The following is a 13326-nucleotide window of genomic DNA, read 5'->3' on the forward strand; positions in this document are numbered from 1 at the left end:
CTTATAAAAGTTTGAATAAAATTTACTTATTTTTTTGATGAGATAATAAGTTTAATGAGCGTTGATGAGACTGTTGCATAAATTTTTGAAAGATTTGCTTTCTGTTCATCAGTTATATGCGTGCTATTCATTTCATTATCTATTTGCAAACTATAAAATATTTTAGAAGCAACTTCATCAAGTAAAGATTCTCTACTATCGCAATAACTGTCGTCTTGTAATGTTTTTGTGAAAATTATAATATCATTGGTCATGCCTTTAATCCCAGGTGAAAAGCCAGCTTGCTTGAGCAATGTGTTAATAATCTCTTGAATAAAATATAAATCATCAATCGACATGGCTGGATCATATTGTGCTTTAATGGCATTTTCAGCTTGGGTTAACTGATCATTGCTTAATGTTGCAAGTCTATTAATACTTTCAAGACTTGGCATTTGATATAAAATTCGAGTGATATCAAGCATTCCATTACGAGTATGAATTCTTTTTAATATCGCAAGAATTTTATTTTGATCAGATGTTGTGTCTAAAGAACTATCTTTCTCCATGAAAGCAATCTCTCTTTTTCCAGAGCTAGGAGTTTGTAGAGCAGCTTTCAATGCAATGTATTTTGATTTGATATTTTCATGAAGAGGTGGATAGAGAAGAAGGTACCATTTTAAATGAACACCTTGTGACGTCAGTAATCTATTTATTTGTGTTTGTAAGTTTTTTTCTAGTTCTGTAAATTTTTGAACTGATAGATCATCAATTGAATTTGTCGTCAGTACCTGGCAAGCATACCAGTCGAGAAATTTTATAGCCTGTTGTTCATGAGTATCAATGATAGGAAATTCTATTGATAATTTTTGTTGAAGTTTTTTTCGTTCGTCATCTCGATTTTCTGCTTTTACTCTACATAATTTTTTATTGATTTCTGTCAGACCTTTTTTTCTTTGTGCTTCTCTTTCTTCTATTTTATCTTGACGCATTTGAGCAAAAGCAAGAAATTGTTGTGTTTGCTCAAATGCAGCTGAATCATGCGTAAGTGTTACGGTAGAATAATTTGCAGAAGAACTATTTTCCAACGCAAGAGATTTTAATTCTTGTTCTTTATTAAAAGCAATAGAAGCATCTAAAATAGCATCATCTTCATCTGGAGCATCAAGAGAAGATTTTTTCTTTTTTTTCTTAGTTTTTTTTGATTGTATAGTCTGAGCAGGCTTTTGTTCTAAAGTAGAAAACAATTGATTATTTTCTACGACGTTTTCAAATTCTTGATCAAAGTTTTCGATTGGCGATTCATTGTTGTTCACGATAGAATCTTGATCAATTTTATTATTGAGTTGATCTGCACAAGAATTTGTTAGCTCCATACTATAACAATGATGAGAGCTGTTTATTATAAAAAAAAGTGCAAAAAACAGTATGTTCATAAAAAATTTTCTGTATAAGGGTGTGTAAGGAGTATCAATCAAATTAAAATACAAGACAAATGTTCAGGCTGTGTAAATCAAATGTGGCGAAGGCTATTTTACAGTTGTGCATCTTGAAAAAAGTTATCAGCACCATCGGTCTGCAAATTCCCAGAGTTTTCAGAGAAAACGCAGGGCAAAAATGTACAGTTACATTTGGTTTACGCAACCTACAATATGACTGAGTTTTATTTTGAGAAAGTTGATTACGATGTGTGGTACACGGTAAACAACTTTCTCAAAAATTTTATAAACAATGAAGGGCACAAAGTACCATAGTGAAAAAAGTTGACAAAAATGGATGTTATACTTGTATAATATCGATTAAAGCACGCATAGCAGCAGCTTGAGACTTTGCTATATCAGCCATTGCATCATCGGTTAAAGAAATTATGCTTAATTCATTAGATATTTGTAGTACATTAAAAATTTCAAGATCAATATTTTGTAAAACTTCTTTTTTTACATGTTCTAATTCTATACAACTAATAGCTGCAGTGTTCTTAATTATTTGACGGATCATATGTATAGGATAACTCTTAATCTGTGCTTGGCGTAATAAATTTTCAAGAATAGGCTCTATTCTTGTATAGTCATGGCAAGTTGTTTTATCCGTAAATAAAGCTTTAATATCTTGTTGTGCTGTATGGAGCGTCAACGGTTGTAACGACCCTAATGCATCAAGCTCTTCATGTGTTATGATTGGATACAAAAACTTACTAATATCAAGTACGCCATTGTTTGTATGGAGATGTTCTAATATTTTAGCCACTTTTTTTTGTTTATATAATGGATCTTGAGCTGTTATTGTTTGGTCAGTAGATTTCATTATTTCATCTTGAATTCTTGATGATCGCTGCACAATCGTCTGGAATTTTATGTACTGTTCTTTCATTCTTTTATAAAGATCTGGGAATGCAGCAAGATACCATTTTAAGTGAAGTCCTTGTTGAGCTAAATGAAGTTCAGCCTTCACTATTTTTTTTTCCATGACTTCAATATCTTCTAAAGAAGTGCTGTCAATAGCTTGTTTATCAAGAGCTTTTTCAGCATATACAAGAAGTAAATTTAAAACTTGTTGTTCTTCTTCGCTGAGCATAGAATATTTTTTTGATAAATTTGTATCGATTTTTATTTGAGCAGCAGGGCGGTCTTTGTATGGTAATTTTTTTAGTTTTTCATATTCGTTACGAGTTTCGATTTCTTTTGCTGTTTGTAATTGACAATATTTTTTATTACGAGCCTCTATAAATTCAAGGTAGTCTATAAGCTCTTGATTTTGTTTTATCATTGGGTGGTTATTTTCTACTGATTTTTCAATTGCAGTACCCTGCGCTGCAAGCAGTTCATGAAGTTTTATTGCTTGTTCAAGAGCTTTTGCATCTTCTGCTTTTTTGTTTTCTTCAATAGCAGCTTGTAAAAGTGCATCTTCTTCATCAAAAACAATTGGCTTAAAACTATGTTGAGGATTTGGTTTTTTTGACGCAGATTTTTTTTGTTTTATGGGAGTCATTGTTGATGATGCAATAAATTTTGCAACAGCAGCAGATCGTTCATCTTCTTGCTTCATGCTGCGACGCTCTTTATCAATTCGACTTTGTTCAGCTCTTTTTTCTGCAGCAACTAAAGCAGCTTGTTGTTTTGCAGAGAGCACAGGAGCTTGTGGGACAGATTTTTTAGCAGATTTTTTCTTTTTGGTTGTTTGTACTTGATCTTGTGTTGAGTTAACAGCCGGTTGCTCAACTAATAGTTCAGATTCAACAGGTGTTGATTCTTGAACTATTTGGATAGGTTGTGTTGCAGATTGATTTTGTTCATTGATTAACGCTAAAGCTTCAACATATTGATTTTTTTGACAAGCAATATTATTACGAGCTTTTTGTAGATTATCAAACTCATGAATAATCACATTTCGTTGTAATTTTGCTTTGTTAATTATGCTAAGTAATCCAGATGTTATACTAAATTTATGATTATTCCATGCTCTACCATACAGTATTGGAAGCATGAGTGCTAAATCGTCAAGATTTTGAGGGTTGTATTCTATAAGCTCAGCTTGCAGTCCAATTTGATATGGCAGTAACATATTGATTGTTTGAAGAATTGTCTGTTTGTATTCATGAGACATTGCATCTTGTGAAGAAATATATTTTTGAGCCAATAATAAAAATTGGAATGAAGGAGCTTGGGGCGCCATTGCTATGGTATGAAAAAAAATTGGATTATTGACCAGCTCATCATATTCTGTTGGGTCGATAGTTTTTTGTTGAGCGATATCGTGCAAATCAGATATTTTTTGAATGTAAGCATCTTGAGTTGATAACTTATGTAACTGATGTTTTAGATAATCTTGGTACAATACTTCATATTGATTAATAATTGCAAGATCAGCTTGGAGCTTGTTTTTTTGTGCCGCTTTATCTTGCTTGTAAAAGTCACTTATTGTATCGGTAATGTCGTGTGAAAATTCTGGAAAACATGTAAGAGCATCTGATTGATTATGCAAGTCTACTCTATGAGTATACGTCGGTTGAGATTTGCTTGTATCTTGCATAGCTTGAACATAAGGTTGAAATACAAAAATTGCAAAAACAATAATAGGTAATTTATTCATACGACATTCGATTTTAAAAAATTATACATGACAAAGAGACTATTTCAATATGCCACAAAATACACATATTGAAAACTTTTAAATTGTTTTTTTAGAATTTAAATACTTGTATATTCGTATGCATTATGATGTGGCCAGGTTGCATCAACCAAATTTTTTACTATAGATTTACCCTACGTTTTCTACAAAAACTACGGGAATCGGCAGGTGGGCTTGATGCACTATTTTTAAACTAAAAAAGCGTAACGTGGCCGCCGCCACCAATATTTCCGGAGATGAGCGCAGCGATATCGTAGGTTCACACAGCCTAGTTTTGCATATTTTTTTACAGAGCTTATGGTAGTTGTAAAATTTTTACTAAGCTACGTATCACAACAGCATAAATTTTTGTTAGATTTGCAGTAGTATGTTCGGTAAAATTTAAATCACTCATTTCGGTAACTTTTTGTAGCGTCTTAAAGGTATTGATATCAAGCTCTTGCAAACTTTGATTTTGTTGATTAGTTTCTTGTGCCGATATTTTTTGAGCTTCATGCACCATTTCATCAATAACACCTAATGGCTGTGTTTTTATTTCAGCTTTGTGTAATAATTTTTCTATAATCGGTTGTAAGAGTTGATGATTGTTTTGTACTGGTACGTTTGCATATAATAATTCAATGTCTTGTTGTGCTTGTTTTAAAACATTATCAGGCAATGTTGCAAGTTGATCAATTTCATCGTTTGTTTTTATTGGATAGATATATTCAGTAATATCAAGAATCCCACCAGCGGTATGTATTTTTTGTAAACTTCCCGCAATTTCTTGTAGATGGTACATTTCTACTGCTTTTTCTCCATACGTGGCAACCTTGTATAAAATTCTGTTTAACTGCACATATTCCGCTTTCATTTTTTTGTATAAAGCAGGGTTTGTCGCAAGATACCACTTAAGATGGGTGCCTTGTAAGGTAAATTGATCTTCCAGTGCAAGTAATCGCTCTGTTGCAATTTGAAAATATGTGAAAAAATTTTCATCAATGCCCTGAACTGCAAGAACATAATTTGTATATTCTTCAAGATATTGTAATGCTAATTTTTCATTTTCATCGTTATAAGAAAAATCTTTATCTCGTTTTTTTTCTAAATAATCTTTTTTATTATCACGATCTTTTACAGCTGTTTTCAGGCAGGTAAGAATGTCTTTTTTTCTTTGAATTTCTTTTGCTTGTTGTAATGCAAGAATTTTTTGATTGCGAGTCTGAATGAAATTAACAAATGCTGTTGTCGTATCGTCAAAACCATCAGTTAAAGCTAGGGTATCAGCAGCTTGTATAGTGCTGTTCGATATATTTTTTTCAGTAATAAGCTGATCTAAATACGCCTCATCTTCATCAACTACTAATTGCTCAGGTGCTAACTTTTTTTTCTTTTTTATAGATTTATTTTTTTGTATAGCAGCTAATTTTGCAGCAGCAGCTAAAGCTTCTTCTTGTTGTTTTATCAAAGCAGCTTGATGACGCTCTTTGTCAATTCGACTTTGTTCAGCTCTTTTTTCATCAGCAATTTTTTCTTGCAGCTGTTTTTGCAGCCGATTAGTTTTTGTATGCATGCTTAAGAGACTTTTTTTAGATACTTGCTTAGTTATATTCTCTTGTAGCTGCGTATTATTTTTTGTTGTTGTATCATTTTCTACTGTTTTGACAGCTGCTTGAACTGGTAAGCCGTTTTGTACGTTATTTTCTGCTTGCATGTGCATGAGAGCATCTGTGTACTGACTTTTTTGGTCAGCAAGATTTTTAACAGCTACGTTCTTTTGTTCGTAAGCGTTTGTTGTATCTACAAGAATATTTTTTTGATACTGTAGACTTTCGTATAGATTATGAAGAATCATCGTTCTATTAAGATTCCATAGTGCACTATGTGCATGTGGGATTATTGGAATCAAGGTTTGAATGGTTTCATGGAAAGGATAATAAGATTCAACAAGTTGATCTTCAATTGCTTTCATAGCTTGCGTGTATGGGTGATCCTTGAGTGAAAAATATTTTTCAAATAAACATAAGAGATGAATTGCAGGAACGGTTGTACTCATTGCCAATAATAAAGGGGCGATGTTTTTATTGTCGATGAGGTCGTAAAAAGTGGTTGTTGTCGGTAAATTTTGCAGGGTTGTATCTATATCAGAAATTGTAGCAAGCAAGCAAGCCTGCTCTTGTGCATTGTGTAGGTATAGTGCATTAAAATTTTCATACTGCTCTATAATGTTAACAGCGCCTTGTAAAGAAGCTTGAGTTATTGTTTGATCTTGGTTGTCAAACTTATTGTCTTTGGTAATGGTTTCGTAAGCAAATTGTGGCGCACAGGTAATGTACGGTGTATGCTGAGTGCTATTGATGGTATGAGTGTATGATGATCGAGGTTTGCTTTGTTCTTGCATGCTCCAAAGATTGCCGTGTAAGAACAAAAGTAAAAGAGAAAAATTTACTAATATATTCATAAGAGATTCGATTTGAAAAAATTATAAGATGATAACACAAGATCTTAATATGCCATAAAGTACACATATTGAAAACTTGTATCTATAATTTTATGTAATTTTTTACGATACTGAGGGCAAAAATTTTATTATAAATTTTTGCCCTCCATTTTTTTATAAAAATATTGGGAGATTGCAGGCAAGTGGGGTATAACTGTTGAAAGTTCATCAAACGTAAAAAATGCCTAGGTTGAGTGAACCAAATTTTTACTATAGAGTTTTGCCCTGCGTTTTCTATGAAAACTTCGGGGGTCGGGAGGCCGGTGGGCCTGATGCACTTTTTTTCAACTAAGAAAGCGTATAGTGGCCGCTGCCACCCATGTTTCCGGAAAAGAGCGCAGCGATATTGGAGGATGGTATGATTATTTTAAATTTGGTTCACACAGCCTACGATTTTTTTATCACAAAGTCTCTAAAAGCTTATTACTTTGTTCAATACGTTTTTTTCTTTCAAGATCTTTTGCTTGCTGCTTAGCAATTTCTTCATCAAGTTCTTGTATATAATTTTTCAGGTCATGATGCGGGGTGCTTACCATGATTGGAGTCGGTGTAGTTTGTACTGGTTGCATGTGCGCAATAATCGAATCTAGATATTCAAGATCTTCATCGATAATTGGTTTCTTCAGCTTGTTTTTATTTTTTGATTTCACACTCGATTGTTTTAAACTTTTTTTAACTTCTGTTAGGTCAGGAGCTGTTTGAGATGCTTTTGTCGCAGCAAGATCGAGCTGTTCTTTTAGTACCATAGCTTGTCGCTCTTTATCTCTTTTACTTTGCTCTGCTCGTTGTTCAGCTGCAAGTAAAGCAGCTTTTTCTTTTTTAGATAGTTCAGGAACATTGATTACAGGTTCCTGTGGAGTTTTTTTGACCGATTTTTTTTGCAGTTTTTTCTCGTGTCGTTTTTTTAAGTTTTCAATTGAATCTTTTGCCTGTTGATATTGATTTTTTGTATGAGTTAGTTGCTGATCAAAATTTTGTAAATTATGAAGCTCAGTCATATTTTGAGCATAATCTAATTCTGCATCTTTTAATGTATTGAGTAATCCAGATGTTACGGTGAATTTATGACCGTTCCAAACTTTATCATAAAAAACTGGAAGTAGTTGAGCCATATCATCAAGATTTCTTAGATTGTATTTCTGTAAATCATTGATTAATGGTATTTGGTATGGTAGCAAAGTCCAAAGTTGATGGAGTATTTGATTTTTTTCTCCAAATGAAAGCGTATCGTGATACAAAAGATATTTCTGGCTTGCCAGTAAGTATTGCATTGTTTGTAGACCTATGCCTATCTTTGCAAGGCTTAAAAGATTCTGATCGTTGAATAAAGGGTCAAATTCTTTAAGTCCTAATGGTTGTTCTTGAGCTTGTTTACTGATAGTTACAATTTTTTCTATACCATCATATTTATTTTTTAACACATGCAATTGTGATTGTATGCGGATATTTTGCAACGCTTGATACTGTTCTACTATATCAAGAGCACCTTGTATCTTATCAAGGTTGTTTTGAGCGATAATTTGTTCAGGATGTAAAAAAATTTGATTTGTTAGTATAACATTTGATTGGTGTATCATTGCTTTGCCATAATTTGGGCATAGCATAAAAACAGTAAAAATAAATATGATTTTTTTCATAATGGATTCACTTTTCAACATAATAATAAATTATTGTACTTTTATAAGGTTTATTGCAGATGATGCAACAAGCCTTGTATGTAATGATACTATATTATTGTTTCAAATTGAAAGGTTTGTGTTTTTTTGCAAAGGTTTTGGTTTGTATTATTAATATGTTTCATACAAAAAGGGAGCTTTATAGAAAAGCTCCCTTTTTGTAGATTTGATCAAGATATTTATCGATTGCTTACGCAACGATTGAATAATCTTCTTTGCTTGTAGGTTCATCAAAAACGATTGTTTCTACAACAGTTTCTTTTTGTTGTACAGCAGCTGTTGTTCTTTTTTTGTTAGAACATCCAGCGCCAAAAACAACTGATGTTACCAGCAATAAGCTGAATAAATTTTTCATATAATATTCCTTATAAGAAACGGGTGATACATATTTTTTAGTTGCTTGCAGTTACCGTCTTCTTTTTTTTAGGTGCGCTTGTTTTTTCTACGCTCTTTTTCTTTTCTACTTTTTCTTTTGCTACTTTACGAGTAAATGGATTTTCTTCCAATGCTCGTTCAAGAACTTCGTCCATATCTTTTGCAAAAAATAGGTTAACATTTTCAATTTCATGAGCAAATTCTTTGATATCATCTTCGTTTGGATATGGTAAAATAACATCCGTCATCTGATACTGTTGTGCTGCAAGAAGTTTTTCTTTTAATCCACCAACACCAAGCACTCTGCCTCGTAGTGTTATTTCACCAGTCATTGCAAGATGCGGTTTTAATGGAACACCTGTTAACGCCGAAACCATAGCACAGCACATTGATATTCCTGCAGAAGGGCCATCTTTAGGTGTTGCACCCTCTGGTAAGTGAATATGAATATCTTTGTTGTTAAACATAGTTTGCGGTATTTTTAAACGAGTTGCATTTGCTTTAATATAGCTAAATGCAGCTTGTGCAGATTCTTGCATAACTTCGCCAAGTTGCCCAGTTAGCGTAAAGTTTCCTTTACCTGGAAGTAAAGCAACTTCGATTTCTAAAACATCGCCACCCATTTCTGTCCATGCAAGGCCAGTTGCAATACCAACGCGATTACCAATATTTAAGTTTGTTTTTTTAAATTTAGGGTAACCAAGCCATGTTTGTATCAGGGCAGGTGTTACAGTCACTACTTTTTCAAGGTCACCGTTTAAGAGTTCTTGAATTGCTTTGCGAATTAATTTGGTAACAACTCGTTCAAGCTGACGAACACCAGCTTCTTGTGTATATTCATTAATAACAAGCAGCAGGGTTGCATCATTAATTTTAAACTGTTTTTTAGGAACGTTATGTTCTTTTAAATGTTTTGGAATTAAGAATTTATTTGCGATAAAAAGCTTGTCTTTTTCTGTGTATCCAGCAAGCGAGATGATTTCCATACGATCGTATAACGGGTAAGGAATCATTTCAATCATGTTTGCTGTTGCAATAAACATAACTTGAGACAAATCATATTCAGCATCCACAAAATGATCGATAAATGATTTGTTTTGTTCTGGATCTAACACTTCAAGCAAAGCTGCAGAAGGGTCACCAGCATGGTCACGCGCCATTTTATCAATTTCATCAAGCAAGATAACAGGGTTGACTGTTTTTGCTTTTCTCATAGCCTGAATAATCTTTCCTGGCATTGCCCCAATGTAGGTTCTACGATGGCCACGAATTTCAGCTTCATCACGAACCCCACCAAGAGATATACGCACAAACTCACGACCTAAACTTGCTGCAATTGAGCTTGCAAGTGATGTTTTACCAACACCTGGTGCACCAACTAAGCAAATAATTGGAGAGCGTGTCAGATTTTTTGCGAATTTTTTTGCTGCAATAAACTCAATAATTCGATCTTTAACTTTTTTTAGGCCGGCATGTTGCTTATTTAAAATGGTCTCAGCTTGTTTTAAGCTGATAGAGTCTTTGCTTATTTTATGCCATGGCAGGTTAATAATCCAATCAAGATAGTTTTTACTCACCGATGATTCAGCAGACATTGCTGGCATCTGTTCAAGGCGAGACAACTCTTTATCTGTTTTTTCAACCAGATGAGCAGGCAACTTTAAGGCTTTTAATTGAAGACGAAGTTCATTAACTTCTTCCATCTGATCTTCTTTACCAAGCTCTTTATGAATAGCTTTAATCTGTTCTGTTAAATAATATTCACGTTGATTTTTTTCAACTTGATCTTGGATACGACATTTAATTCGTTGTTCAACATCTAAGATGTCGATCTCATTTTTTAATAAGACCGTCAGGTTGATCATACGGGTTGTTAACTCTGGAGTTTCTAAAATTTTTTGACGATCAAGAAATGACAGATTTGCATGCACTGCAATAGTATCAACGACAGAGTCTTTATCCGTAAACGAGCGAGTCATAACCGTTAAGTCTGTTGGTATTTTTGTATTAACTTTTATGTAGCTTTGGTACACGAGGTCTAATTGTCGCCAAGCAGCTTCCATTTCTGAATTGCTTGAACTGTGTACAGTTGGTATATATTCAAAATTTGCTTGTAAAAAATCAGACTGAGGAGCCATTGATGCTATTTTTGCCCGATGAATACCTTCGATTAATATTTTAAGTGATCCGTTTGGCATTTTAATAATTTGTAAAATGCTTGAAACCGTACCGTATTCAAACAGATCATCGAGTTTTGGATCTTCTGTATCAGGGTGTTTTTGAGACGTTACAAAAATAGTTTTATTGTTATGTTTCATAGCATATTCAACTGCATTAATAGAAGATTTTCTTCCAACAATGACAGGTACGATGCTACTTGGCAGGGTAACAATATTTTTTAAAGGTAAAACAGGAAGTGTTAATGGTAAATCTTCTATAGTCGTGTCCGTTGAAGCATTATTGAATTCGGAATCTTTAGCGAAAGTTGTGATGATATCTTTTTCTGAGTTCATGTACAAAACTCCCTTTCTCAATGATATTTTTCCCTAATCTATCAGACTTTTATAGTTTATCAGAGATCACGTATTTCGCAAACTGATATGCATAGTTTTAAAAAAAAGAGAGTTCAATTCATACAATCAGAAAAATGATACATAGGTTAAGTTTTATTGAATATGGACCTAGGTTTTGGGAACCAAATTTTGACTTTAAAGTTGTACCCTACGTTTTCTATGAAAACTCCGGGAATTTGCTTACCGGTGGGACTGTTGCACTTTTTCTTTACATAAAAAAAGCGTCAAGTTGCTGATGCAAAAACTATGAGTTAATTATATTTTCTACGTACGTTTGGCATTGCTGTCATTATATTGCTATCTTTTTCTAAAGAATCGTTCTCTCTGGTTCGTTTATTATTGTCAGAGCTGCTTGAAATTGGTTGCTCTAAAGTTTCATGTTCATCAATTATGATAATTTCTTGTAAAGTTTGTATAGGACGTTTATTTTTTATTTTAGATTCTTTTATGATGTCTAGTAAGGTAGTCATGGCAGTTTTGTTGCGGTGCGTAAAAGTTTCAGGTGTTTGTTCTTGGTTTGTATCAGGCAATGATGGAAAAGAATCATTTAACCATAGATCAAACAAACTTGGCCCTTGCTTTATTGGCCCTTGCCTTAACGATATATTGAGATTTCTTTGATGTGGAGTAAAACTTATTGCGTGATGATCTTGTAATAATTGAGCTATTTCATCAAGATTATAGCGTTGAGCAATTTGTAAAGCTGTGCCATCAAATATATTTGAAATATTCACTTTTGCATCATGATTAATCAGTAATTTTGCAATTTCTAACGAATTTGCATAGACAGCTTCTTGTAAAGGAGTGTATCCATAGAGATCTCGTTTTTGGTTAGATTCATCAGAATTTTCATTAAAGTTTGGCAGAGAATCAGTAAGTTCTTTTGTTTTTATATCAACTCGTCTTCCAGAGCTATCAATTTGGTGAGCTATTTGTCCATCGAAAGTCATTGGATGTTCTTCTTGAAATGAAGTTGGGTTATTTGCATCTGCACCAGCTTGTAAGAGAGCTTGGACTATTTCTATATTTTTTTTCTGAACAGCATGAACTAAAGGAGTTAAGCCTTTATCATTTTTTTCTTCTATATCGACAGGAGATGTAAGTAGTTGTATGACAGCAGCTGTATTATTTTTATCAATAGCCATATCAAGTATGGTATTACTTGGAAATACACCATGGGAGAGTAAGAGCTGCAACATTTCCATATCATCATTTAAGACTGCACGTTCTATAAGAAACGAAAACTGTTGATAAAGGTACAGAGGTGTTTTATCTAAAACTAGTTTTGTTACAGGGAGCGAATAATTTTCTACTGCATTTTGCAAGTATTTACGAATATTATATTTTTCATGATGCATGTCAATTGCATGTGAATTAAACAACAGCGTAGCCAAAGGTACATGGTTGAATCTTATAGCACCATTAACTAAGCTGAATAGCTGAGCAGAATTATTTTGTCTCAGTTTATTAAAAATAGAGGGCAAAAATATATGTTGATATTTCAATAGGTAGGTACATACAGGGTTGTCTATTTGATAAAAAGATGTAATGAGAGCTTGCTGAATTGTTGGAATATTATAGATTTGATTATATTCTTTTTCGTATTGACAAGTCATATCATAATCTTTATTTTGCCCCGTACCTATTGCTTGGTACGATCTAAAAAATCCTACATCACTATCTTTAAACATCTTGCCATTGCATGGGAAACATAATTGATTTCTATCAAATTTTATATATGCATCTTTTGCTTGAGCAATTTCATTTTCTAATGCATATAAGAATATTTCTTGCATGCTGTCTGCAATATAATCTTGTGATAATTGAATTACTTCACCAAAATTAGTTTCATCATCTTGAATAAGATGATTTTGTACATAATCATGGAGCTTTGGTGTCGTTGAATCTAGAGAATGTAAAATTCGAAAACCTTCTTCAAGTATAGGATATTGCGTAGCTATGTTTGATATATCAATAATATCATGATTATCTTTTGATTCTTCTGCTGCATGCGTAACATGTAAATTATGCAGCATCGTGCATAGCAGGGCTATGTGTAAGATGTTATATTCTTTCATATTATTCCAAATTTTCATAGAGTCTATTAATAAAAATA

General features: G+C 33.1%; 7 protein-coding genes. All 7 read right to left on the bottom strand.

All coding sequences use genetic code 11. The annotated features are described in order from the left end of the window. Positions 1-26: 26 nt before the first annotated feature. The 7 genes from C0J27_RS04740 to C0J27_RS04765 all read right to left on the bottom strand — a co-directional run bounded on the left by C0J27_RS04740 (position 27) and on the right by C0J27_RS04765 (position 13306). Entirely contained in the window at positions 27-1415 is a 1389-nt protein-coding gene (locus C0J27_RS04740; RefSeq protein ID WP_162801811.1) for a hypothetical protein, read from the bottom strand. 343 nt (positions 1416-1758) lie between these two features. Further along, complete coding sequence (locus C0J27_RS04745) at positions 1759-4068, bottom strand: hypothetical protein (protein WP_115586027.1); 2310 nt, start codon at positions 4066-4068, stop codon at positions 1759-1761. Between the two features lie 334 nt (positions 4069-4402). After that, positions 4403-6547 carry a hypothetical protein gene (locus tag C0J27_RS04750; RefSeq protein ID WP_162801812.1) on the bottom strand — a complete coding sequence of 715 codons (2145 nt, stop codon included), beginning with the start codon at positions 6545-6547 and terminating at the stop codon, positions 4403-4405. A 440-nt stretch (positions 6548-6987) separates the two neighbouring features. Beyond that, entirely contained in the window at positions 6988-8223 is a 1236-nt protein-coding gene (locus C0J27_RS04755; protein WP_115586029.1) for a hypothetical protein, read from the bottom strand. Positions 8224-8452: 229 nt separating this feature from the next. Then, positions 8453-8617 (bottom strand): hypothetical protein, encoded by a 165-nt coding sequence (locus C0J27_RS05720; RefSeq protein ID WP_162801813.1) that lies wholly within the window; start codon positions 8615-8617, stop codon positions 8453-8455. A 37-nt stretch (positions 8618-8654) separates the two neighbouring features. Beyond that, a complete protein-coding gene (lon, locus tag C0J27_RS04760) occupies positions 8655-11150 on the bottom strand; it encodes an endopeptidase La (RefSeq protein ID WP_115586030.1) in 2496 nt (831 codons plus the stop codon). A gap of 311 nt (positions 11151-11461) precedes the next feature. Beyond that, positions 11462-13306: an ankyrin repeat domain-containing protein gene (locus C0J27_RS04765; protein WP_115586031.1), complete on the bottom strand. Its 1845-nt coding sequence runs from the start codon at positions 13304-13306 to the stop codon at positions 11462-11464. Positions 13307-13326 lie beyond the last annotated feature (20 nt).

Source organism: Candidatus Chromulinivorax destructor (assembly GCF_003366055.1).
GTDB lineage: Bacteria > Babelota > Babeliae > Babelales > Chromulinivoraceae > Chromulinivorax > Chromulinivorax destructor.

What these genes read in the sequence shown, in the direction of transcription:
- lon (WP_115586030.1), bottom strand. Translation starts at nt 11,150, where the DNA reads ATGAACTCAGAAAAAGATATCATCACAACTTTCGCTAAAGATTCCGAA.
- C0J27_RS04765 (WP_115586031.1), bottom strand. Translation starts at nt 13,306, where the DNA reads ATGAAAATTTGGAATAATATGAAAGAATATAACATCTTACACATAGCC.
- C0J27_RS04740 (WP_162801811.1), bottom strand. Translation starts at nt 1,415, where the DNA reads ATGAACATACTGTTTTTTGCACTTTTTTTTATAATAAACAGCTCTCAT.
- C0J27_RS04745 (WP_115586027.1), bottom strand. Translation starts at nt 4,068, where the DNA reads ATGAATAAATTACCTATTATTGTTTTTGCAATTTTTGTATTTCAACCT.
- C0J27_RS04755 (WP_115586029.1), bottom strand. Translation starts at nt 8,223, where the DNA reads ATGAAAAAAATCATATTTATTTTTACTGTTTTTATGCTATGCCCAAAT.
- C0J27_RS05720 (WP_162801813.1), bottom strand. Translation starts at nt 8,617, where the DNA reads ATGAAAAATTTATTCAGCTTATTGCTGGTAACATCAGTTGTTTTTGGC.
- C0J27_RS04750 (WP_162801812.1), bottom strand. Translation starts at nt 6,547, where the DNA reads ATGAATATATTAGTAAATTTTTCTCTTTTACTTTTGTTCTTACACGGC.